Raw genomic sequence first — 21,893 nt, forward strand, 5'->3', positions numbered from 1 at the left:
GGCCCCGTGCTTACCTGATTAAGTCGTCATGCAGCCATGGCCTCGCTGCGAGCTTGCATGCGAGGCGCGTGCCTTGCATACACGGCGCTGGCGAAGGCGCGGCCTTGTGTCAGCGAACGCAGGCTGGTCGTGTGACCGAACAGCTTCGCCAGCGGAACCTCCGCAAGCACTTCCACCCGGCCGGTCTGCTCCTCGATGCCGAGCACCTTGCCGCCACGGCGCTGCAGGTCGCCGATGACGTCGCCCGCATTTCCCGCCGGCGCGTCGACGCTGACCGTCATGACCGGTTCCAGCATCAGCGGATGCGCTCGCTTCAGCCCGGCCAGGGCGCCTTCCTTGGCCGCGACCATGAAGGCCATGTCGTTGCTGTCGACGCTGTGGTAGTCGCCATCGAGCAGGGTCACCCTGACGCCCGTGACCGGGTAGCCGAGAGGACCTTGCGCCAGCGCCTGCCGCACGCCTTTTTCGATAGCCGGAATGAAATTCGCAGGCACGACGCCGCCCTTGATCGCATTCTCGAAGGCAAACGCGCCATCGAAGGGTTCCACCCGCAGCACGACGCGCGCGTACTGCCCGCTGCCGCCGTTTTGCTTCGACACTTTGCCTTCCACCTCCACCCCCGGCCCGGCGATGGTTTCGCGGTAGGCCACCTGGGGCGCGCCGACGGACACGTCCACGCCGGTTTCGCGGCGCACACGTTCCAGCACCACGTCCAGATGCAGCTCGCCCATGCCCCACAGCACCGTCTCGCCGCTGAGCGGGTCGCTTTCCAGGCGCAAGGACGGATCCTCGCGCCGGAAGCGCTCGAGCGCGGCCAGCATCTTGGCACGGTCGCCGCCCTTGCCGGGCTCGATCGCCAGCGCCACCACCGGTTCGCCGGCGTGGATGGTTTCGAGCACCAGCGGCGCCGCCCTGGTCGAGAGCGTGTGACCGGTCAGCGCATCTTTCAGGCCGGCGATGGCGATGATACTGCCCGCCTGCGCCTGGGCCACGCCGGTGCGGCGGTCCGCATGGATCACATACAGCCGGCCCACGCGCACGGTCGCGCCGAGCGAGGCGTTCCAGACCAGGTCGCCTTCACGCAGGGTGCCGCCGTACAGCCGCACATACGACAGCGAGCCGTGGTCGTCGTGCACCACCTTGAACACCAGCGCCGCCAGCGGATCGGCGTCGCCGGTGCCGACTGCCACCGTCGCATCGTCCAGACGCGCCACCGGCGCGGCGCGTTCGTCGGGCGCGGGCAGCCAGTCGACGACGGCGTCGAGCAGCGGCTCGATGCCGGCGTTGCGGTAGGCCGAACCGGCCAGCACCGGCACCGCGCGCCTGGCCAGGGTCATGGCGCGCAAGCCGCTGCGCACATCGGCCGGCGACAGGGTGTCGTCGGCCAGGAAGGCGAGCGTGAGCGCGTCGCTGGCATCGGCCGCGACCGCCGCCGCGTGGGCGTAGGCCGCCGCTGCCTGCGCCTGCAGCTGCGCGGGCAGGGCGGTCGAGGTCATCAGGCCGGCCGCATCCCACGCCAGGAAGCGCTGGCCCAGCACATCGATCACGCCTTCAAAGGCGTCGCCGGCGCCGACCGGAATGGCCAGGGGCACGGCCACGGCGCCCAGGCGCGAGGCGACCTGGCCCACGACGCGGGCGAAATCGGCCCCGCCGCGATCCATCTTGTTGACGAAGACGATGCTCGGCACGCCATGCTTCTGGGCCTGGCGCCAGACCGTTTCGGTCTGGGGCTGGATGCCGGCCACGCCGCACAGCACGGTCACGGCGCCGTCGAGCACGCGCAGCGAACGTTCGACTTCGATGGCGAAGTCGATGTGGCCGGGCGTATCGATCAGCGTGAAGGCATGACCGTTCCAGGAGACGCGGGTGGCGGCGGCGCCGATGGTGATGCCGCGTTCTTTTTCCAGGTCCATGCTGTCCATGGTGGCCGTGCCCTCATGGACTTCGCCGGTGCGATGGATCTCGCCGGTTTTGAGCAGGATGCGTTCGGATAAGGTGGTTTTGCCGGCGTCGATGTGGGCAATGATACCGAAGTTGCGCGCGTTGGCGCGAAGGACTGTCGCAGTCATGATGGTGCTTTCTAAACATGGCGGGCGGTCGTGGATTGTCTTGAGACAAGCGCCGCGGGAGCCATGCGACCACCCTTGTTCAGTGATCCCGCGCGCGTTCTTCGTCGGCTGACTTCATGATATATATGCTCCTGAGAAACTATTAAGTGTGAAAAAACGGTGCTGCAAAAACAAAAAAGGCCCGAGTGGGCCTTTGTCGATGGATGCTCTGGCGAGCGAATCAAGGGCGCACTATCGCGGCCCGGGACGTTGAGGCAACGTGCCGGGAAGGGCGAAGGTAAAAAAGAGGATGTCCATTGAGTTCATGGCCGCAAGCTTATGGCCGCGTTTGCGAAATGTCAAGCGTTCATTTTGTTGTTGTTCCGGCACGCGGAAGGCGCTCTCGGGCGCCCGGACGCGCCGCTCGCCGTCTGTTTTGCGTAAAACATTGAATTTAGCCAACATTTATATGGTGACTGATGTAAAAATACCGCTTTGTTGCACAATGACTATTTCGACTGGCGCGCAGCGGGCGCGCGAGTTGCCGACTACACAGCTACATACAGCAGGAATTTGACTATGAACACCCTCTCCAGCCGCTACGCGAGCGGCCTGATCGCCCTGTTAATGCTCTCCGCCTGTGCCACGCAGGAAACCGGCACGGCCGATGCGGCAGCGGGCGCCAGCGGCGCCGCGCCGGGCAGCCTGTACGCCAACGGAAAACTGACGGCGGAAGGCGAAGCGCGCCGCGAACGCGCGTTCAAGGCATATCAGGCGGGGAACAAGGCGCTGGCGTATTCCGAATGGCTGGGCATCGCCGAGCAGGGCTACGCGGAATCGCAGTTCAATATCAGCGTCATGGAAAGCGACGGCGACAATGGCGCGCCGAACGTGGTCAAGGCGCTGGCCTGGCTGCACAAGGCGGCCGACGGCAACTACGCCGAAGCGCAGGTCCAGCTGGCGCAGCGCTACAACAAGGGCGACGGCGTGGCCAGGGATGTGCCGAAGGCGCTGGCCTATTGGCGCAAGTGCGCGGCGCAAGGCGAGAAGCGCTGCGCCTTCAACGCCGCCGTGGCGCTGGCCGGGGGCGCGGGCGTGCCGCAAGACAATGCCGGAGCGATGAGCTTGTTTGCGGAGGCGGGCAGCGGCCCGGGGGCGATCGTGGCCGCGCAGTCCGAGCTGGGCAAGATGTACCTTCAGGAAGGCAAGGAGCGCGACTTCGCCAAGGCGCGCCAGTGGCTGGAACAGGCGGCCGCCGGCAACGATGCGGAAGCGCAATACAACCTCGGCGTAATTTACGGCAACGGCTATGGTGTCAAGGCGGACAAGCGCAAGGCGCTCGCGCTGTACCAGCGCGCCGCCAAGCAGGGCGAGCCGACGGCCGTCAACAACCTCGGCAACATGTACCGTTTCGGCGAAGGCGTGCCGAAGGACCAGAAGAAGGCGGTCGGCATGTTCAGGCAGGCGCATGAGAGCGGCAATATGCAGGCGACGGTGAACCTGGCGGACATGACTTTCAAGGGCTGGGGCGTGCGCGCCAACAAGACGGCGGCGGTGGAGCTGTACAAGGTTGCGGCCGACGCCGGTCATCCGGCGGGGCGCTGCCGCTACGCACAGGCGTTGCGCCACGGCGATGGCGTCACCCGCAATCCGGGCCAGGCCAGCCGTTTGCAGGAAGCGGCGAACAACGCCAACGTCCCGTGCGACAGCGACGCCCCGCTGGCGGAGTACCTGGTCAACCGCAGGGTCAAGGGCCGTCCCTGAGCCCGTATCCACCCCGGTGCAAGTTTGACATTCGGACTCGACCTCATCCGAGATATGCCATCTGACATTGTCCAGGCCGGGTCCACCCCGGTGTCAGGTCTGACATTCGGACACGACCTCATCCGAGATATGCCATCTGACATTGTCCAGGCCGTGTCCACCCCGGTGTCAGGTCTGACATTCGGACACGACCTCATCCGAGATATGCCATCTGACATTGTCGAGGCCGTGTCTGATTGTCAGACCTGGCACCGGACTGGACACGACCTCATCAACGAAACGCCATTGGATATTGTCCAGGTCGTGTCCACCCTGGTGTCAGGTCTGAAATTCGGACACGACCTCATCCGAGATATGCCATCTGACATTGTCGAGGCCGTGTCCGATTGTCAGACCTGGCACCGGACTGGACACGACCTCATCAACGAAACGCCATTGGATATTGTCCAGGTCGTGTCCACCCTGGTGTCAGGTCTGAAATTCGGACACGACCTCATCCGAGATATGCCATCTGACATTGTCGAGGCCGTGTCCGATTGTCAGACCTGGCACCGGACTGGACACGACCTCATCAACGAAACGCCATTGGATATTGTCCAGGTCGTGTCCACCCTGGTGTCAGGTCTGAAATTCGGACACGACCTCATCCGAGATATGCCATCTGACATTGTCGAGGCCGTGTCTGATTGTCAGACCTGGCACCGGACTGGACACGACCTCATCAACGAAACGCCATTGGATATTGTCCAGGTCGTGTCTGATTGTCAGACCTGGCACCGGGGTGGACACGACCTCATCCGAGATAGGCGATGTAACGTTGTCCAGTCCGTGTCCGATTGTCAGACCTGGCACCGCAGTGGACAAGCTCAGCCTTAAGTTGTTAGCACTGTCCAGTCCGTGTCCGATTGTCAGACCTGGCACCGCAGTGGACAGCACCGCAATGGACATGGCATATGCAATTCGGTTGCATTTGAGGTGGGCTTGGGCTATCATCCTGTTTTGCAACACAGTTGCACCAAGCGGCGCAAGGCTGGTCAGGTCGATGATAAAACGAGTAATTGGAGTGGCGGACTACGCCGGGATGACGGCGGCCGCATTGTGCCTGCTGCATTGCCTCGGCCCTCCGCTGTTGCTGGCGGCCTTTCCCCTGGTCGACTGGTTCCCGCATGACGATGGCTTGCATGCCTGGCTGCTGATCCTGGTGGCGCTGCCGGCGCTGGTGGCCCTCGTGGCCGGCTTTCGCCAGCATCGGCGCTCGCTGGTCCTGGCGCTCGGCGCCTGCGGCTTCGCCTGCTGCTGCGCGGCGGTGCTGCTGGTCGGCCCGCTGTACGGCCACGGCGCCGAAGCGATATTGACCAGCCTCGGCGGCTTGTTCATCTTTGCCGCCCACCTCAAGAACCGCTCGTTCTGCGTCAGCTGCGCGATCGCCAAGAAGCCGGCCTGCTGCTGAGCGCAGGCTGATTCGCTTTACGTACGCGCCTCGGAAAGGCCCGTCCGCAGCCCGGTGCGGCCTGTGCCACGCGCTGCCCAGCCCCGCCTTCATCCCATGCCATGGCCGCCATGCGCAAAGAGCAGCATCCCGGCCCGCGGCGGCGTGTCGCCCATCGAGGCCGCACGAGAACGACGGTCATCGTCTGCCTGGCATACCCAGGACAAATCTCATCAGCCAGGATAGTACATGCCACAGCGCTTTCGGTACGTCGTTATCGCCGTCTTCGGGCAGTTTGCCGGCGCCGGGGAGGACCGTGCCGCCACGCGCCCGATGGGCGTCGCGAAACGCCGTTATCTGGCGCGTCGAGGCGGCCGCCGGGCAGGTGCATTGGATGCAGAGTGACTCGGCCGGACTGTTCGCGTTACCGCAAGCGAGGCAAGACCAGATGTATGAAGGCATGAGGCGAGGTGGGGCAAAGTGAGGTTGCGGATCATACACCGTCAGGCGAGGCGGCTTGTGAATCGGCAATTATGTACCGCGAGGGGCCCCATGTTCTTGTATGATGAGCGGCCTTGATTTTCGGCCCAGGCCGGCGGCAATATCGCCACCGCCATCAGACTATATTGACAGAAAGAGGGTTGCCCGGATGGTGCGTGACAGACGTTGGATTGCTGCGGGATGTGTCATCGTGATCGCGTGCGGCATGGCGACGCGCACATACCCGTCGGTGTTGTCGCACTACTTCGGCAACTACCCCGGCGATGCGCTATGGGCTTTGCTGGTGTTCTTGCTGTGGGCGTTCTGCCTGCCGCGCGCCAAGACCGGCACCCTGGTCATGCTGGCCCTGCTCACCGCGTTCGCAGTCGAATTCCTGCAGTTGTACCAGGCCCCGTGGATCAGGCACCTGCGCGCCACCAAACTGGGCCATCTGGTGCTCGGCAGCGGCTTCGACTGGCGCGACCTGGTCGCTTACACCGTGGGCGTAGGCATCGGCGGCTTGCTGGACCGGGCGCGGGGCATGCTGCGCTAGGCGTCCGCTCGGCGCGGGAGCAGCATCTGTGGCGCAGGTCATGAGCTTGCCTTGGGCAGGTCTCCGTCCGAAAATGTCTCCATGGTATTTAGCCTCTGGCCAGTTGAAATTTAATTTGCGAAATTGATTTGAAACATACATGGCAGCCCCTATGCGATTAACTGTATTCGGCATATCGCATTCGTCCTTGATTATCGGCGCAGACGATCTACCATGGAGGCGATATGCGTCGCACGATGATCGCTTGCTTTATCGGACTGATGCATATTGACCATGTTCCCGCGGCTTGCGAACCGCCGTAGCCGTTCCATCCCGCGCTGACCGTCAACCTGAGCGACCCCGCTACGGCCGGGTTCCGGGGGAGGAAAGGGCTTATGCCTGGCATTGCATTAATTGATGACATGGGAGTCGCCAATGTCGGCTTCTTGCTGGAAAACCTTGCAAAGGAGGCGGGCCCGCTCCAATATCTTCGAGAACTGGTCCAGAATGCCCTCGAAGCGATCCTGCGCAAGCGCGTCGTGGACGACGGCAGGGTCGAGATCGATTTTGAGGAAATAGCCGGCGTTAAAAAACTTCGGATAACAGACAATGGCATCGGCATGACGCCGGATGAGGTTCAGGAAAATCTTAACCGCCTGTCCGCGTCCGGTGGTACGCAAGCTTTCGACAAGAATTTCGGAATCGGGGCGAAAATCACCGCAGCCGTCCGCAATCCGCATGGGGTCATGTACAAAGCCTGGAAAGACGGTGTCGGTTCCGTGACGATACTTGGCCATCACCAGGGCCGTTACGGAAGAATCGGGGCGCGCAATCCCGATGACGGCAGTGTCGACTACTGGCTGCCGCTGCCTGGCAGCGATAAGCATCCGATCATCAAAGACAGTGGCGTATCGGTCGTCTTGCTGGGCAAATCCAGGCAGGATGATACGACGCTGGCGCCACGCGGCGTGGAATTTCCGTCGCAGTGGGTCGCGGCGTTTCTCGAGCGCCGATATTATGAACTGCCGCCCGGAATTACCGTGCGCGTGTTGCGTCCTTCGGAAATTTATGATTCCGGCATTCACGCGATGCGCCCGATTCACCATATCATCCGTGGCCAACATTATTATCTCGATAAACATTCCGATTGTTCCGGGGTGGTCCGGCTACGCCGCAGTGAAGCCAATGTCCTTTGGTGGCTTCTTTCCGAACCCGAGACCGGGGGGCAGGCGTGGAATAACCGTGGGCACGTCGCCGCGCTTTATCAGGGCGAGTTATATCATGTGCGTGGCGGCACGGAACGCACTTCGGCATTGAAGGATTTCGGTATTTACGCCGGTTTCGGCCGCGTGGTGATCTATGTTGAACCGACCAACGTGATTGGCGCGAACGCGGCGCGTTCGAGTCTGGTATTGAAGGGAAACGTTCCAGTCGACTACGCCGGTATCGGCGCCGCATTCGCGGATGAAATGCCGGAACAACTCGCTGGTTTCATGGCCGGACAGGTGTCGTCCGATCATGCAGATAACCGAAAATCGATTCTCAAGAATCTCAAGGAAGTCGAGGCCGCGTTGGAACAGGCGCGTTTCAAACGGTCGAATGCGGGAAAACTCGTACGTGTCGAGCCCGAATTGATTGGCCGTACGACGCAAACCGAGCGTCCGCGAGAAGCGCGCCCTCCCGAACCTGGCCCGCCACCGGACACCGATGCGATCGAACGCGTCGGCAGCGACTACCTGCGGCGCGCGCATGAGGAGATGAACCGCTTGCGGGCCAAGCGCATCGACGCCGACCCGATTCCCAGGATTGTCTGGGACGAGGAAGGAAGCACCGTTCCGCCCGGACGCGCGGCAACATATACCCACACCAGCCATGTCGTGACGGCGAATGCGCGTTTCAGCTTCTATGCCGACCTGCTCGAATGGAGCGTCGAGGAGGCCAGGCGCCGCATGACAAGCGAGGTCGGCGACGATACCTTGCGAAAAATCTGCACGCTCGAAGTACGTCGCTGGTTCGAGCAGGCGCTGGCCGAGGCCGTGGTCGTCCTGCGTCCCCTGTCGCACGACGAACGATGGGGGCCGGAGGTCTTTCGCACGGGGCTCTCGGACGAAGGACTGACGGCCGCGGTCGTGTCGCATCGATGGTTTTTGCTTACTGCAATCAAGCGTGACTTGGCCGGGCGGCTGGGTTCCGTCAGAGAAAAGCTGGCGTCGTAGCAGGCTGCCCCTAGGCGGCCGCCTTGCGCTTGACCGGCGCCTGCTGCAGGCGCTGCTGCAAGAACGCCACCACGGCCGCTTCTTCCGGCTGCAACGCGTGCAAATCCTCGACCAGCTCGCGCCGCGTGCTCTCGCGCATGGCTTCCAGTACCGTGCCATCCAGATACGCCTCCAGGATCGCCGGGTGCACATAGCACTTGCGGCAGATCGAGGGCGTATTGCCCAGCTTTTCGGCCACCGACTCGATCGCGCGGACGATGTTTTTCTTGGCCTGCGCCTCCGAGTCGAATTTTTCGAATTCCTGCAAGGCCAGCGCCGCCAGCACCGTGCCCGACCAGGTACGGAAATCCTTGGCGGTGTAGTCCTCGCCGCTGATCTCGCGCAGGTAATCGTTGACGTCGGACGAATCGACCGTGTGCGCCTTGCCCTCGTCATCTTCGTAATGAAACAGTTCCTGCCCCGGCAGGTCGCGGATGCGGCTGATGATGCGCGCCAGGCGCTTGTCTTCCACCTTGACGTTATGGAACACGCCGCTCTTGCCGCGAAAACGGAATTCGACCGCCTTGCCGTCGATGCGCACATGGCGGTCGCGCAAGGTGGTCAGCCCGAAGGATTTGTTGGTGCGCGCATATTCCTCGTTACCGATCCGCATCATGGTCGCTTCCAGCAGGTAGACGATGGTGGCAAGCACCTTTTCGCGCGGCAGGCCGGGGCGCTTGAGGTCGGCGTCGACGGCGCGCCGGATGGCGGGCAGGGCCTTGCCGAAGCTGATCATGCGCTCGTACTTGACCTCGTCGCGCAGCGTGCGCCACCTGGCGTGGTAGCGGTATTGCTTGCGCTTCTTGGCGTCGCGCCCGGTGGCCTGCAGGTGGCCGTTGGGCGACTTGCAGATCCACACGTCGGTCCAGGCCGGCGGGATGGCGAGCGCGCGGATCCGCGCCAGCGTGTCGTCGTCGCCGATCGGCTCGCCACTGGCATCGAGATAGACAAAGTCCTTGGCGCGCGCCTTGCGCGTGATCCCGGGCGCACTGTCGTTAACATAGCGTAATCCGGCGGATCTGGCGGCGGCGAGCACCTCGCCGGAAGGTGCAGGGGGCGCGGCGCTGGGTTCATCTCGTTTCATCGTCGACTCGGTGGTGGTGGCGACGTGCGAAGCGCCGTCGATCTCATGTCAAATACTACACGGGAGCGCCGAGGACAGCGGTTCGCTTGGCGCCGCGCATGCACCGCCGCGGCCGGCGCCGTGCTACATTGCGCCTCCCGTATCCCGTATCCCGTATCCCGTATCCCGTCTCCAGTGCGCCGATCGCCCCCGCCATGACCCTGCACCCATCCGGATTGAACATCCACATCGCCGGCGCCGGCCCGTCTTTCCTCTGGGCGCACGGGATGATGGGATCGATGGCGGCCGAGGACGCTCTCGGCATCCTGCGCTGGGACCGATTCCCCGCCACCTGGCGCCTGCTGCGCTACGACGCGCGCGGCCACGGCGCCAGCGCCGCTTCCACGGACCCGCGCCAGCACACCTGGCCGCAACTGGCGCGCGACATGCTGGCCGTGGCCGATGCCGGCGCGGCCGCCAGCTTCGTCGGCGGCGGCTGGTCGATGGGTTGCGCCACTGTACTGCATGCCGCCCTGCAAGCCCCGGCGCGCATCCAGGGCCTGGTGCTGATGCTGCCGCCGGCCGTGTGGGAGGGGCGCAGCGCGCAGGCGGCCCTGTACCGGCGCGCGCTGCGGCTGTGCCAGGCGGTCGGCCCGGCGCGCTTCGCCAGGCTGGCCGCCACCGACGCCGGTTTGCCGCCCTGGCTGCTGCAGGCGGCGCCGCGGATGGGCGCGGCCATGCGCGATGCCACGCTGCGCATGGCCGCGCCATCGATCCCCTGCCTGTTCGAGGGGGCGGCCCGGTCCGACCTGCCGCCGCGCGAGGCGCTGGCCGCCCTGGCCGCCGTGCCCGCCCTGATCGTGGCCTGGCCCGGCGACCCGGCCCATCCCCTGGCAGCGGCGCGCGAACTGCACCGCCTGTTGCCGCGCTCGAGCCTGCTGATCGCCGCCACCCACGACGAGGTGCTGGGCATTCCCGACGCCCTGCAGCGCTTCCTGCGCACCATCGGCGCGCCGGAAGCATCGACTTTGACCGGAAGCGTGTGAACTGAAGCTAAAGGGTTTGCGCTGCATATATGTTGCGGCAGAAACTGTTGTTGTTTCGCGAGGGAACGTTATTCCGTCTTGGAAATAATGTACACTCTGTGGCATCAGTTCGCCGGCGCCATAACCCGCGCCGGCAGTGCAATCGTCGCCGCCAATGCATCGCCGGCGAGAACAAGTTCCCGGCCCTGCCCCGCCGATTCGTCGTCATTGAACCAATACCGACAATCACCTCATGTCCAACCGTCGCCGCTGGTTACCAGGCCCTCTCTCGCTCAAGGCGCGTTTCTCGCTCGCGGTCGGCATGCTGATCGTCCTGACCGCGACGGTGTTGACGGTCGCGGCGGTGTTGATCGTGCAGCGCGGCATCGAAACCGTGGTCGGCGAGCGCGAAGCGTCGCTGATCAGCCAGGTCGCGCGCGGCCTCGACAACAAATTCCATATCCGCCAGCAAGCCCTGGTGCGCCTCGCGCGCGACCTCGAAGTGCGCGCCCACCCATCCTCCGCCTTCCAGGACAAGCTGGAAGAGCATCACAGCATGGATGGCTTTTTTACCAACCTGTCGGTGCTCGACGCCCAGGGCGAACATGTCGCCAACATGGACTATCCGGACACGCGCGGCCAGGTCAATTTTTCCACGCGCGATTATTTCGTCGATACCATCCGCAGCGACGGCCCCATCATCTCGCGCCCGCTGCGCAGCCAGATCAGCGGCCGGCCGGTGGTGATCATGACCGCGCCGATTCACGGCAAGGATGGCCAGATCAGCCACATCCTGATCGGCAGCATCGACCTGGCCAAGGATAGCTTCATCAAGGAACTGTCGATCGGCCAGGTCGGCAAGACCGGCTACTTTTATATCCTGAGCCGCGAGGGCGAGTTCGTCTCGCATCCCGACGAGCGGCGCATCCTGCAACACATCGGCGAGAGCGGCAAGCGCGCGCCCTCGGTCGACCGCGCCATGGCCGGCTTCGAGGGCACCTTGCGCTCGAGCGCCGAGAACGGCGCCGACGCCCTGGTCTCGTACAAGCGCCTGGCCAGCACCGGCTGGCTGCTGTGCGCCGTCTACCCGACCGCCGAGGCGTTCGCCTTTGCCAACAAGATCCGCTGGAATGCCGCCATCATCGCCGCCTTGCTGCTGCTGGTGATCGGCCCGGTCGCCTGGCTGCTGATCGATCGCCAGTTGCTGCCCTTGAAGCGCCTGCGCCAGCAGATGGCGGCCGGGCGCGGCGCCGTGGTGCCCGGCGCACCGTATGCGGATGACGAAATCGGCGAGCTGCGGCGCGCCTTCGATACCCTGATGAGCGAGCGCGACCAGGCCGAGCGCGCCGTCGCCGACAGCGAACGCAATCTGCGCCTGGTGGCCGACAACCTGCCGGCGCTGGTCGGCTATGTCGACAAGCACGAGCGCTTTGTCTTCGGAAACGAGCGCTACAGCGCCTATTTCGGCGTGTCCGCCGCCCAGCTTCCCGGCAAGACCGTGCGCGAGGTGGTCGGCGAGGCGGTCTACAAGGTCAGCAAGCCCTACCTGGACGCCGCCCTGAGCGGGCGCGCGGTGCGCTTCGAGCGCCAGGTGCAGCGCCACGGCCTGGCCCAATGGGACCGGGTCGCCTACAACCCCGACATCGACGCCCGGGGCGTGGTGCAGGGCTACTTCGTGCTGGTCGACGACATCACCGAGCTCAAGGCGACCCAGCAGGTGCTGGCGGCCAGCGAAAAGCGCATCCGCACCATCGCCGACAATATGCCGGCCCTGATCGGCTACATCGATACCGAATACCGCTACAGCTTCTGCAACCAGGCCTACGGCACCGTGACCGGGATCGCGCCGGAACGGATCGTCGGCCGTACCGTCAGCGACGTGTTCGGGCCGCAGGTATTCGCGGCGGTGGCGGCGCAGATGGCGGCGGCGCTGGCCGGGCGGCGCGGCTCGTTCGAGCGGCCCGCCGTCGAGCTTGCCGGCAACCGCTACCTGCAGACCGAATACATTCCCGACGTCGGGCTGGACGGCAAGGTGGCCGGTTTCTACACCATGGTGATGGACATCACCGAACGCAAGGCGGCCGAGCTGGCCCTGGCCGCGCAGCAGCGCCTGCTGCACACGGTGACCGACAACCTGCCGGCGCTGGTCAATTTCATGGACCGCGAGGGCCGCTTCGGCTTCGTCAACCGCCATCACGAAAGCTGGTTCGGGCTGCCGCTGGCGCGCATCCACGGCAGCCTGGTGCGCAGCCTGTTCAGCGAGGCCGAAGGAGAAATCCATCAAAGCGCCTTCGACGAGGCGCTGACCGGGCGCACCGTCAGGTTCGACTTCGCGCGCATGCACGGCGGCGAGAAGCGCCACTACCACGCCACCTACATTCCGCAGGTCGACGCGGCCGGCAACGCGGTCGGGGTGACCGGCCTGGTCAACGACGTGACCGATGCCAAGCTGCTCGAAGAACAGCTGAGCGCGCTGGCCCGCTTCGACGCGCTCACCGGTTTGCCCAACCGCACCCAGCTGACCGAGCGCATCGCGCGCGCCCAGACCCGCAGCGCCCGCAACGGCACGGTGATGGCGGTGATGTACCTGGACCTGGACAAATTCAAGTCGATCAACGACAGCTTCGGCCACAGCGGCGGGGACGCGGTCCTGGTCGAATTCGGGCGCCGCTTGGGCGCCTGCGTGCGCCAGAGCGACACCGTGGGCCGCCTGGCCGGCGACGAATTCGTGATCCTGCTGGAAGGCTTGCAGAACGTGGCCGAATGCGCGGTGGTGGCGCGCAAGATCATCAAGGTCATGGAAAAGCCCTTCGACATCGACGGCGTGGCGCGCATCGTCAGCACCAGCATCGGCGTGGCGACCGCCGAGAACGGCCTGGCCGGGGTCGACACCCTGCTCAAGCATGCCGACGACGCCCTGTACCGCGCCAAGGATTCCGGCCGCAACCGCTATGCGATGACCTCGGTAAAGTAGATGCCGTGTCATGTTTATCCAGTCGGCATGGTTTCTGATGTTTTCTGCAAGAAATCGAAGATTCAGGCATGCTGCCATCCCGATCACCGGTTTCCAGGCACCACATGAATTACCTTGCGCATATTTACCTGGCCCGCCACAGCGAGGAGGCCATGCTCGGCGCCCTGCTGGGCGACTTCGTCAAACCAAGTGCCGACGGGCAATTCAGCGCCGCGATGCAAGCCGAAATCCTGATGCATCGCAAGGTCGACACATTTACCGACAGTCACCCTGTGGTCTTGACCGCGAAGAGCCTGTTCGACGGTCCGGGCCGGCGCTATTCCGGCATCCTGCTCGATGTGTTCTACGACCATGTGCTGGCGCTGCGCTGGGCGCGTTACTCCGAGGTGCCGCTGGCCGCCTTCATCGCCGCCTTCTACGGCACCCTGACCCGGCACGCGGCGGTACTGCCGTCCAGGCTGGCGGAAATGGCGCCGTACATGATCGAACAGGACTGGCTCGGCTCCTACCGCAGCTATGCCGGGGTGGACCTGGCGGTGCGCCGCATTTCGACCCGGCTGTCGCGAAACGGCGAGGTGATGCGCGAGGCCCTGGGCGACCTGGAACGGCACGCCGCCACGATTGCCGACGGTTTCGACGTGTTTTTTCCCGAATTGATCACTTTTGTAGAAAGCCAGCGCAATGAAAAACAATAAACACTACGCGGCGGTGCGCCGCTTTTACGGCGACCGGCGCGCCGCGCGTTCGGGCGCGCTGCTGATCTCGCACATCGATGAAGGCCTGGCGCTGCTCGATGAAATCGGCGCGCCGGAACAGGCCAAGGAAGCGTTTTGCCTGCATCCCCTGGTCCAGGACGACAGCGCGCTGCTGGCGGCGCTGGCCAGCGCATCGCTGTTCGCCGAATCGCAGCCCGACCCGGTGGTGGTGCTGCTGGCAATGGAATACCGGCGCGTCGCCAACGATTATCTGGCGCACCATTGCGAGGGCGCGGACGACGCGATCGCCCTCAGCTGCGTGGACGAGGTCAACCAGATGCTGATCGCCGATAAGATCCAGAACCGCAAGGATTTCGAGCGTTTCCATCTGGGCAAGCACGCCGACAGCGACAAGTTGCAGCTGTATTTCGGCAACTGGCTGCGCCGGCTCGGCGTGTCCGAAGAGCGTTACGCGCAATTGTGCGAGCGCGTCGGGCCCGCGCATGGTTGAACAAGGGCGGGGCCGCGCATCAGGGGCCGGCCTTGCCTGCCGCTTGTTTGAGCCGCACCCGGCGCGCAAAGTGCAGCGCCACCGCCAGTAATCCCGCCGCGCCGCCGACCAGCAGCGCCGCCGTTCCCACGCAGGCCAGCAGCAGTCCCGCCACGCCCACGCCCATCGCCTGGCCCATGAAAAAGCAGGAGGCGAAGGCCGATACCGCCGCCCCGCGCCGCTCGGGCGCCATCTGGGTGGCGTTGGTCTGCAAGGTGTTGTGCAGCATGTAAAAGCCCAGGCCGGCGCAAAAGCTGGCCGGCATCGCCAGCCACCACAGCGGCGCCAGCCCGACCGCGGCCAGCGACAGGGCCAGCACGATGCCGCCCCAGCGCGCCAGGCCGGCTTCCCCCAGGCGCGCCAGCATCGCCTTCGAGCCCATGGCAAAGGCAAAGCCGCCGAAACCGAACAGCATGATCACGGCGCCGGCGCGCGCCAGCGACATGCCGTGCTGGTGGTGCAGGTGGCTGGCGATGAAGGCAAACGGGCCGTACAGCAAACCGCCTTCCAGGAAGGCGGTCAGCAAGACCAGCCGGGCCCAGGGCAGGGCGGCGATGTGGCCGAACTCGGCCAGCATGTGGCGCGCGGCGCTGCCGGCGATCGGGCGCACGCTTGTCGCATGCGGCGGCAGGCGCCGGTTCAAGGCCAGCAATCCCAGCCCGACCAGCAGGAAAATCGCCGCCACCAGCAGGAAGGGCAGGCGCCACTGGTGCGCGTCGGCCGCGAAGCCGCCCACCAGCACGCCGGCCGACACGCCCAGGATCTGGCCGATCAGGAAACGCGCCAGCACCGGCTGCCGGTGTTCGTAGTCGATCACGTCGCCGATCCAGGCCATCGACAGGGGAATGATGGCGGCGGCCGTGGCTCCGGCCAGCAGGCGCACCGCCAGCAGGACGGGCAGGCTGCCGGCGGCGGCGCACAGCAGGGCGGTGGCGGAACTGGCCAGCGCCGCCAGCGCGATCACCAGGTATTTACCGTAGCGGTCGCCCAGCGGACCGAAACCGAGCTGCGCGACGCCATACGCGATCGAGAACACCGTGATCGCCAGCGAGGCCTCGCCCAGCGCCACCCCGAACTCGGTCGACAGCAGCGGCAGCAGCGGATCGGCGGCGCGCATCGAGATGCCGCTGCCGAAGGCGGCCAGGGACAGCAGCGGCACGGCGCTGGCGGGGAGGGGGGAAGCGGGGGGCATCGGCGTGCTCGATCTGTTTCAAAAGTGCAATTATCCGCGCAATCGGCCCGCTTTGCCGGCGCCGTGCGCCACGCTGCGCCAACGCATGGCAGACTGGCGATCGAGGCCGATTGACTGCGGGGAGAAGAGCATGAGCTTGCTGGGAGGATGTTGCTGCGGCGCGGTGCGCTACGAAACCTCGGACCAGGTGTTCCACCGGACGATCTGCCACTGCCCGACCTGCCGCCGCAGTTGCGCGGCGCCGCACGTGGCCTGGTTCAGCGTGGCGCGCGCCGACTATCGCATCACCGCCGGCAGGCCCGCGCAATGGCAGTCGAGTAGAGGCGTGACGCGCAGCTTTTGCGGCGCCTGCGGCACCCAGCTGAGCTACGCCCGCAGCGATTGTCCGGACGAGATCGACGTCACCACCTGCAGCCTGGACGATCCGGAGCCGCTGGCCCCGCACGACCATACCTTCGACGGGTATCGCCTGAGCTGGGACCGCGGCGACGACGGCACCCCGCATTACCCGGGCCCGCGCCCTCAGAACGAGTAGACCAGGGTCAGCGAGGTCTGGGTATCGGTGTTCTTCTTGTCGGCGGGCACGTTGGTGTCGTTGCGGGCGCTGAAGGCCGCCTTCATCTGCATGGTGCCGTTGATCTTGGTGCTCAGGGACGATTCGGCAATCGAATGGATATTCGAGGTGCCGCGTTCGACGCTGACGATCTGCGAGAACTGTGCGCTCGGGCTCACCTGCCAGCGCATGGCCGCCGCGCCGCGCACGGTAAAGCCGCTTTCCGGTTCGCCGGTGGCGCGCTCGCCGCTGAAATAACCGGGGCCGATTTCGACGTCGACAGTGGCCGCCGGCGAGCTGTACCAGCGAGTGCTGCGTCCGACCGCCATGGTGGTGTAGGTGGTGTAGGCGCCGAATTTGTCGCCCACGTGGGCGGCCAGCACGAACAGCTTTTCATTGTCCTTGACCAGCTTGTAGGCCGCCTTGGCCGAGAGCGAATAGCGTTCGGCCGAGCGCTGCGAGCTGCGCTTGCCCTCGTCGTCGTTGACTTCGTCTTCCTTGAAGTGGCCGGCCACGACGTACTGGTTGCTCCAGTCGTCGAGCTCCTGGCGGGCGTCGATCTTGCCCGACACCGAGGTGCCGGCGGTGTTGCCGGAGGTGCTGATGGCGCCCAGTTCGGCGGAGGTGTGCCAGCTGTCGTCGCTGCGGTCGGCGGCAAGGGCCGGGGCGCAGGCCACAGCCATGGCGATGAGCGGTAGAAATTTCATGTGCGGCTTGATGCGGGTGAAAGATTGTTCGCATTGTAACCGAGCTCGGCTTTGTCCGCCCGCCGCAGCGGATTCGCTGGGTGGCGGCGGAGTTGTGCTTTAGAATGGGAAGTTTCCCTGCGTTCCAGACCGAGCCCCGCCACCATGTCCGAGCACCACTTCACGCCGATCGGTCCCGATGATGTCAGCTGGCTCTCCGGCGGCGGCGAGATGGGGGCCCTGATCCGCACCATCGACTGGTCGCGCACGCCGCTCGGCCCCCTCGAGCGCTGGCCGCAAAGCCTGCGCACCTCGGTCAGCCTGTGCCTGTCGTCGACCTTTCCGATCCTGGTGGCATGGGGGCCGGAATATATCCAGATCTACAACGACGCCTACCGGCCGATCTGCGGCGGCAAGCATCCGGCCTCGATGGGCGAGCCGTTCAAGGTGTGCTGGGCCACGGCGCTGCCGGTGGTGGGCGACAAGTTCGAGCGCGCCCAGCAGGGCGAGGGCGCCTACATCAAGGACCAGCGCATGTTCCTCGACCGCGACGGCTACCTGGAAGAAGCCTTCATGACCTTCTCGTTTTCGCCGATCCGCGACGAGTCGGGCCAGGTCGGCGGCATCTTTCACCCGATCACGGAAACCACGGTCCAGGTGCTCAACGCGCGCCGCACCCAGAGCCTGCGCAAGCTGGGCGCCGCCATCGACAGCGCCCGCACCATCGACGAGATCGGGCGCCAGCTGGCCGTGCCGGACCCGGAACTGCCGCTCGACGTGCCGTTTCTGCTGTTTTACCAGTGCGATGCCGGCAGCGGCGCGCTGCACCTGCGCGGCAGCGCCGGCATCGCCCCGGGCAGCGCGCTGGCGCCATCCGTGTGCGCGCCGGACGACGCCTGCTGGCCGTTTGCCGCCAGCGCCGCCAGCGGCGAGCCGCAGCGCGTCGATGGCCTGGCGGCCCGCTTCGGCGCGCTTGCCTGCGGTCCGTACGAACAGGCGCCGGCATCGGCCATGGTATTGCCGCTGACCCTGCCGGGCCAGCAGCAGCCCTTCGGCTTCGTGGTGGCCGGCGTGAGCGCCTGCCGCGCGCTCGATGCCGAGTACCGCAATTTCTACGCCTTGCTCAATGCCGCCTTCAACGCCGCCATCGGCAACGTCACCGCCTACGAGCGCGAGCAGGGCCGGATCGCGGAGCTGGCGCGCATCGACCGCGCCAAGACGGCCTTCTTTTCGAATGTGTCGCACGAATTGCGCACCCCGCTGACGCTGATCCTGGGCCCGCTCGACGACGCGCTGGCCTCGGACGGCCTGGCGCCGGCCCAGCGGCGCCATCTCGAAACCACCCAGCGCAACGCCCTGCGGCTGCTGAAACTGGTCAACTCGCTGCTGGATTTTTCCCGCATCGAGGCCGGCCGCGTGCAGGCCAGCTACCTGGCGCTGGACCTGGCGCGCCTGACCACCGATATCGCCAGCGTGTTCGAAGCGGCGATGGCAAAAGGCGGGCTGGCCTACACGCTCGACGTGCAGGCGCTGTCGCAGCCGGCCTGGGTGGACCGCGACATGTGGGAAAAGATCGTCCTCAACCTGCTGTCGAACGCCTTCAAGTACACCCTGGCGGGCGGCGTGGCGCTCAGCTTGCGCGAGCGCGGCGGGATGGCCATCCTGTCGGTGCGCGACAGCGGCATCGGCATTGCCGAAGCGGAGCTGGGGCGCGTGTTCGAGCGCTTCCACCGCATCGAGGGCGCCGCCGGGCGCAGCATGGAAGGCAGCGGCATCGGCCTGGCGCTGATCCAGGAACTGGCGCGCCTGCACGGCGGCACCATCACGGCCCATAGCGTGGAGGGCGAAGGCAGCGAGTTCGTCGTCGCCATTCCGCTCGGCCACGCCCATCTGCCGGCCGAGCGCATCGGCGCCGCGCCGCCGGCCACGCCGCGCGCGGGCGCGGCCTTCGTCGAGGAAGCGCTGCGCTGGCTGCCCGACGCCGACAGCGGCGCGCCGGCCCCGGCGCCGCGCCCGGCCGCCTCGCCCTTGCAGGCGGAAGCGGCGCGGCCGCGCATCCTGATCGCCGACGACAACAGCGACATGCGCGCCTACCTGGCCTCGCTGCTGGCGCCGTACGCGGAAGTGGCGCTGTGCGGCGACGGCGAAGCCGCCTTTGCGCAGCTGCTGGCCGATCCGCCCGACGTGCTGCTGAGCGACGTGATGATGCCGCGGCTGGACGGCTTCGGCCTGATCGCGCGCATCCGCGCCACCGGGGCGCTGCGCCAGCTGCCGGTGATTTTGCTGTCGGCGCGCGCCGGCGAGGAGGCCAAGGTGGAAGGCTTGCAGGCCGGCGCCGACGATTACCTGGTCAAGCCGTTTTCCACCAGCGAATTGCTGGCGCGCGTGCGGCGCCAGGTGCTGCTGGCCCGCCAGCGCCAGCAGCAGGAGCGCGAATCGGCCACCCGCAATGCCTACGTGCGTTCGCTGATCGACGCCTCGCCCGCCACCCTGTGGACCACCGACGCCGACGGCCAGTGCACCTATTTGAGCCAGCGCTGGTACGAGCTGACCGGCCGCACCCCGGCCCAGGACCTGGGCGTGGGCTGGCTGGAGAACCTGCATCCGGACGATCTGCAGCGCTGCAGGGAGGTGTTCCTGCGCGCGAATGCGACGATGACCCCGTTTTCGATGGACTACCGGCTGCGCCGGCATGACGGCCAATACCGCTGGGCGGTCGACGCCGGCATGCCGCGCGTGGACGAGGCGGGCGCGCCGGCCGGCTTCGTCGGCACGGTGATCGACATCCACGACCGCATGCTGTTGCAGGATGAACAGCGGCGCCTGGCCGGCGAACTGACCGAGAAGAACCGCTTGCAGAGCGAGTTCCTGTTTACCCTGGCGCACGAGCTGCGCAACCCGCTGGCGCCGATCCGCGCCGGACTGGACCTGATGGCCACCCTGCCGGCCGAAGCGGCGGCCGCCAGGATCCAGGCGGTGATGCGGCGCCAGGTCGAGCACATGGTGCACCTGGTGGACGACCTGCTGGACATGGCGCGCCTGACCGAAGGCAAGGTCGCGCTGCGGCTTGCCAGGGTGGCGCTGGCGGACGTGATGAACGACGCGATCGACATGAGCATGCCGCTGATCGAGGCCGCCCGGCATACCCTGAGCCTGCATCTGCCGCAGCCGCCGGTGACGCTGTGCATCGACCGCCACCGCATCGCCCAGGTGCTGAGCAACCTGGTCAACAACGCGGCCAAGTACACGCCGCCGCAGGGGCGCATCGAGGTCGCCGCGCGCCGCGAGAACGGCGAACTGGCGATCAGCGTGAGCGACAACGGGATCGGCATCGCCGCCGAGCTGCTGCCGACGGTGTTCGACATGTACGCCCAGTCGCCGGCCGGCGAAGGCATGGCGCAGGGCGGGATCGGGGTGGGCCTGAACCTGGTGCGGCGCCTGGTGCAGCTGCACGACGGCCGGGTGAGCGCGCACAGCGCCGGCGTGGACCAGGGCACGTGCTTTACGGTATGGCTGCCTTTGCGCGATGAGGAGCAGGACGATAAGGAGCGGCACGATGAGGAGCAGAAAGCGGCGCCGGCTGCGCTGGTGGCGGAGCCGGCCGCCGCGCAGGGGGCGCTGCGCATCCTGGTGGTGGACGACAATGTCGACGCCGCCAGCATCCTGGCGACCCTGCTCGAATTCGGCGGCCACCAGGTCACGGTGGCGCACAGCGGGGCCGCCGCGCTCGATCTGGCCGCGCTTGCGCCGCCGCAGGTGGTGTTCCTCGATATCGGCCTGCCCGACATGAGCGGCTACGCCGCCGCGCCGCTGCTGCGCAGAATCGATGGCATGGCGCAGGCCAGGCTGATCGCACTGACCGGCTGGGGCGCGCAGGCCGACAAGCAGCGCGCCAGCGCGGCCGGCTTCGATGTCCACCTGACCAAGCCTGCCGATTTCTCCCAGGTCCAGTCCTTGCTGGAGACAATCGCCGCGCAGCTGCGCTGAGCGCTATTGCAATGCGGCCAGGCGCTGCGAGCGCGCCGCCTGGGCCGCGCTGTCCTGCAACATCAGATTGTGGCGGGCCGCCTTGAGCGTGGCCACGTCGCGCGAGAGGCCGCCGCCGGCATGCTTGCGTACGCCCGGAAAGTCGCGCTTGGGCCACACCGCCGCCGTGTAATGGCGCTCGACCGTGGGCGCGCTGGCCCCGGCCGGCGTGTCCGACGATTCGCCGGCGATCGCGGCCATCTCGTTCTCATCGCCGGATTCTTCCGGCGCCGCCGGACCGGTGCCGCCGGCCACCACCGCCACGGTCTGGTCCGCCGCCGGGCAGCGCGCATCGGTCAAGGTGACCTTGCCGTCGCTGTCGATGCATTTGACGATGTCCGGGTCGGCGAAGACGGTGCTGGACAACATCAGGCCGGCGAAGAACATGCTGCGGGTAAGGGCTCGGTGAATCATGGTGGTGCTCCTGTTTGCGTATGTGTCCATTCTGCGCAGTTCGTCGACCATGATCTGTTCGTTACCACACGCTGTTGTTTTTGCATTGAAATTTCGCTCATGGAATTATTATTCTGGCGTAAACGGGCGCGCACGCTTGGCCGGCGCGCCAGGCACGCCGATAAGGAAAGTACAATGTTGTAAACAAGCGGTCTCAGCTAATACACT

The 21,893-nt window shown here is 66.0% G+C and carries 17 protein-coding genes; 11 read left to right on the forward strand and 6 right to left on the reverse strand.

The window, feature by feature from the left end:
* Window positions 1–26: 26 nt before the first annotated feature.
* Together fusA and EJB06_RS01000 are read right to left on the reverse strand one after the other, a co-directional pair.
* Window positions 27–2,069 carry an elongation factor G gene (gene fusA / locus EJB06_RS00995; protein WP_126072130.1) on the reverse strand — a complete coding sequence of 681 codons (2,043 nt, stop codon included), beginning with the start codon at window positions 2,067–2,069 and terminating at the stop codon, window positions 27–29.
* 231 nt (window positions 2,070–2,300) lie between these two features.
* The gene (locus EJB06_RS01000) at window positions 2,301–2,513 is read right to left on the reverse strand and encodes a hypothetical protein (protein ID WP_126072131.1); all 213 of its coding nucleotides are present in this window, start codon (window positions 2,511–2,513) and stop codon (window positions 2,301–2,303) included.
* A 114-nt stretch (window positions 2,514–2,627) separates the two neighbouring features.
* Here EJB06_RS01000 and EJB06_RS01005 point away from each other — a divergent pair, with 114 nt between their 5' ends.
* The 5 genes from EJB06_RS01005 (at window position 2,628) to EJB06_RS01025 (ending at window position 8,469) form a co-directional block, all read left to right on the forward strand.
* Window positions 2,628–3,812, forward strand: coding sequence for a tetratricopeptide repeat protein (locus EJB06_RS01005; protein ID WP_126072132.1), 1,185 nt, complete (start codon window positions 2,628–2,630; stop codon window positions 3,810–3,812).
* Window positions 3,813–3,836: 24 nt separating this feature from the next.
* A complete protein-coding gene (locus EJB06_RS01010; protein WP_126072133.1) occupies window positions 3,837–4,688 on the forward strand; it encodes a hypothetical protein in 852 nt (283 codons plus the stop codon).
* 187 nt (window positions 4,689–4,875) lie between these two features.
* Entirely contained in the window at window positions 4,876–5,262 is a 387-nt protein-coding gene (locus tag EJB06_RS01015) for a MerC domain-containing protein (protein WP_164557761.1), read from the forward strand.
* A 685-nt stretch (window positions 5,263–5,947) separates the two neighbouring features.
* On the forward strand, window positions 5,948–6,274 hold the full coding sequence (locus EJB06_RS01020; RefSeq protein WP_229426874.1) for a ribosomal maturation YjgA family protein: 327 nt from the start codon (window positions 5,948–5,950) through the stop codon (window positions 6,272–6,274).
* A gap of 374 nt (window positions 6,275–6,648) precedes the next feature.
* Window positions 6,649–8,469, forward strand: a complete 1,821-nt coding sequence (locus EJB06_RS01025) for an ATP-binding protein (RefSeq protein WP_126072136.1) — start codon at window positions 6,649–6,651, stop codon at window positions 8,467–8,469.
* Between the two features lie 10 nt (window positions 8,470–8,479).
* Here the strand turns inward: EJB06_RS01025 and EJB06_RS01030 are convergent, their stop codons facing one another.
* A complete protein-coding gene (locus EJB06_RS01030; protein ID WP_126072137.1) occupies window positions 8,480–9,592 on the reverse strand; it encodes a DNA topoisomerase IB in 1,113 nt (370 codons plus the stop codon).
* Window positions 9,593–9,786: 194 nt separating this feature from the next.
* Between EJB06_RS01030 and EJB06_RS01035 the strand changes: the two genes are divergently transcribed.
* The 4 genes from EJB06_RS01035 (at window position 9,787) to EJB06_RS01050 (ending at window position 14,776) form a co-directional block, all read left to right on the forward strand.
* On the forward strand, window positions 9,787–10,617 hold the full coding sequence (locus tag EJB06_RS01035; protein ID WP_164557762.1) for an alpha/beta fold hydrolase: 831 nt from the start codon (window positions 9,787–9,789) through the stop codon (window positions 10,615–10,617).
* Window positions 10,618–10,849: 232 nt separating this feature from the next.
* On the forward strand, window positions 10,850–13,570 hold the full coding sequence (locus tag EJB06_RS01040; RefSeq protein WP_126072139.1) for a sensor domain-containing diguanylate cyclase: 2,721 nt from the start codon (window positions 10,850–10,852) through the stop codon (window positions 13,568–13,570).
* 104 nt (window positions 13,571–13,674) lie between these two features.
* Complete coding sequence (locus EJB06_RS01045; protein WP_126072140.1) at window positions 13,675–14,265, forward strand: acyl carrier protein phosphodiesterase; 591 nt, start codon at window positions 13,675–13,677, stop codon at window positions 14,263–14,265.
* Entirely contained in the window at window positions 14,252–14,776 is a 525-nt protein-coding gene (locus tag EJB06_RS01050) for a hypothetical protein (RefSeq protein ID WP_126072141.1), read from the forward strand. Before EJB06_RS01045 ends, EJB06_RS01050 begins: the two co-directional genes overlap by 14 nt.
* Window positions 14,777–14,795: 19 nt before the next feature.
* Here EJB06_RS01050 and EJB06_RS01055 read toward each other — a convergent pair whose 3' ends face one another.
* Window positions 14,796–16,007, reverse strand: coding sequence for an MFS transporter (locus EJB06_RS01055; protein ID WP_126072142.1), 1,212 nt, complete (start codon window positions 16,005–16,007; stop codon window positions 14,796–14,798).
* Between the two features lie 130 nt (window positions 16,008–16,137).
* Here EJB06_RS01055 and EJB06_RS01060 point away from each other — a divergent pair, with 130 nt between their 5' ends.
* Window positions 16,138–16,542 (forward strand): GFA family protein, encoded by a 405-nt coding sequence (locus EJB06_RS01060; RefSeq protein WP_126072143.1) that lies wholly within the window; start codon window positions 16,138–16,140, stop codon window positions 16,540–16,542.
* Here EJB06_RS01060 and EJB06_RS01065 read toward each other — a convergent pair.
* Window positions 16,530–17,267, reverse strand: coding sequence for a DUF481 domain-containing protein (locus EJB06_RS01065; protein WP_126072144.1), 738 nt, complete (start codon window positions 17,265–17,267; stop codon window positions 16,530–16,532). The genes EJB06_RS01060 and EJB06_RS01065 overlap by 13 nt on opposite strands.
* A 144-nt stretch (window positions 17,268–17,411) precedes the next feature.
* Here EJB06_RS01065 and EJB06_RS01070 point away from each other — a divergent pair, with 144 nt between their 5' ends.
* Complete coding sequence (locus EJB06_RS01070) at window positions 17,412–21,233, forward strand: ATP-binding protein (protein WP_126072145.1); 3,822 nt, start codon at window positions 17,412–17,414, stop codon at window positions 21,231–21,233.
* A gap of 3 nt (window positions 21,234–21,236) precedes the next feature.
* Here EJB06_RS01070 and EJB06_RS01075 read toward each other — a convergent pair whose 3' ends face one another.
* Complete coding sequence (locus tag EJB06_RS01075) at window positions 21,237–21,686, reverse strand: DUF4124 domain-containing protein (RefSeq protein ID WP_164557763.1); 450 nt, start codon at window positions 21,684–21,686, stop codon at window positions 21,237–21,239.
* Between the last annotated feature and the right edge of the window lie 207 nt (window positions 21,687–21,893).

The organism is Massilia atriviolacea (assembly GCF_003953935.1).
Classification (GTDB): domain Bacteria; phylum Pseudomonadota; class Gammaproteobacteria; order Burkholderiales; family Burkholderiaceae_D; genus Telluria_A; species Telluria_A atriviolacea.

Bases quoted from the DNA above. Each gene is read 5' to 3' on its own strand.
- fusA (WP_126072130.1), bottom strand. From the start codon at position 2,069: ATGACTGCGACAGTCCTTCGCGCCAACGCGCGCAACTTCGGTATCATT.
- EJB06_RS01000 (WP_126072131.1), bottom strand. From the start codon at position 2,513: ATGTTGGCTAAATTCAATGTTTTACGCAAAACAGACGGCGAGCGGCGC.
- EJB06_RS01005 (WP_126072132.1), top strand. From the start codon at position 2,628: ATGAACACCCTCTCCAGCCGCTACGCGAGCGGCCTGATCGCCCTGTTA.
- EJB06_RS01020 (WP_229426874.1), top strand. From the start codon at position 5,948: ATGGCGACGCGCACATACCCGTCGGTGTTGTCGCACTACTTCGGCAAC.
- EJB06_RS01025 (WP_126072136.1), top strand. From the start codon at position 6,649: ATGCCTGGCATTGCATTAATTGATGACATGGGAGTCGCCAATGTCGGC.
- EJB06_RS01030 (WP_126072137.1), bottom strand. From the start codon at position 9,592: ATGAAACGAGATGAACCCAGCGCCGCGCCCCCTGCACCTTCCGGCGAG.
- EJB06_RS01035 (WP_164557762.1), top strand. From the start codon at position 9,787: ATGACCCTGCACCCATCCGGATTGAACATCCACATCGCCGGCGCCGGC.
- EJB06_RS01040 (WP_126072139.1), top strand. From the start codon at position 10,850: ATGTCCAACCGTCGCCGCTGGTTACCAGGCCCTCTCTCGCTCAAGGCG.
- EJB06_RS01045 (WP_126072140.1), top strand. From the start codon at position 13,675: ATGAATTACCTTGCGCATATTTACCTGGCCCGCCACAGCGAGGAGGCC.
- EJB06_RS01050 (WP_126072141.1), top strand. From the start codon at position 14,252: ATGAAAAACAATAAACACTACGCGGCGGTGCGCCGCTTTTACGGCGAC.
- EJB06_RS01055 (WP_126072142.1), bottom strand. From the start codon at position 16,007: ATGCCCCCCGCTTCCCCCCTCCCCGCCAGCGCCGTGCCGCTGCTGTCC.
- EJB06_RS01060 (WP_126072143.1), top strand. From the start codon at position 16,138: ATGAGCTTGCTGGGAGGATGTTGCTGCGGCGCGGTGCGCTACGAAACC.
- EJB06_RS01065 (WP_126072144.1), bottom strand. From the start codon at position 17,267: ATGAAATTTCTACCGCTCATCGCCATGGCTGTGGCCTGCGCCCCGGCC.
- EJB06_RS01070 (WP_126072145.1), top strand. From the start codon at position 17,412: ATGTCCGAGCACCACTTCACGCCGATCGGTCCCGATGATGTCAGCTGG.
- EJB06_RS01075 (WP_164557763.1), bottom strand. From the start codon at position 21,686: ATGATTCACCGAGCCCTTACCCGCAGCATGTTCTTCGCCGGCCTGATG.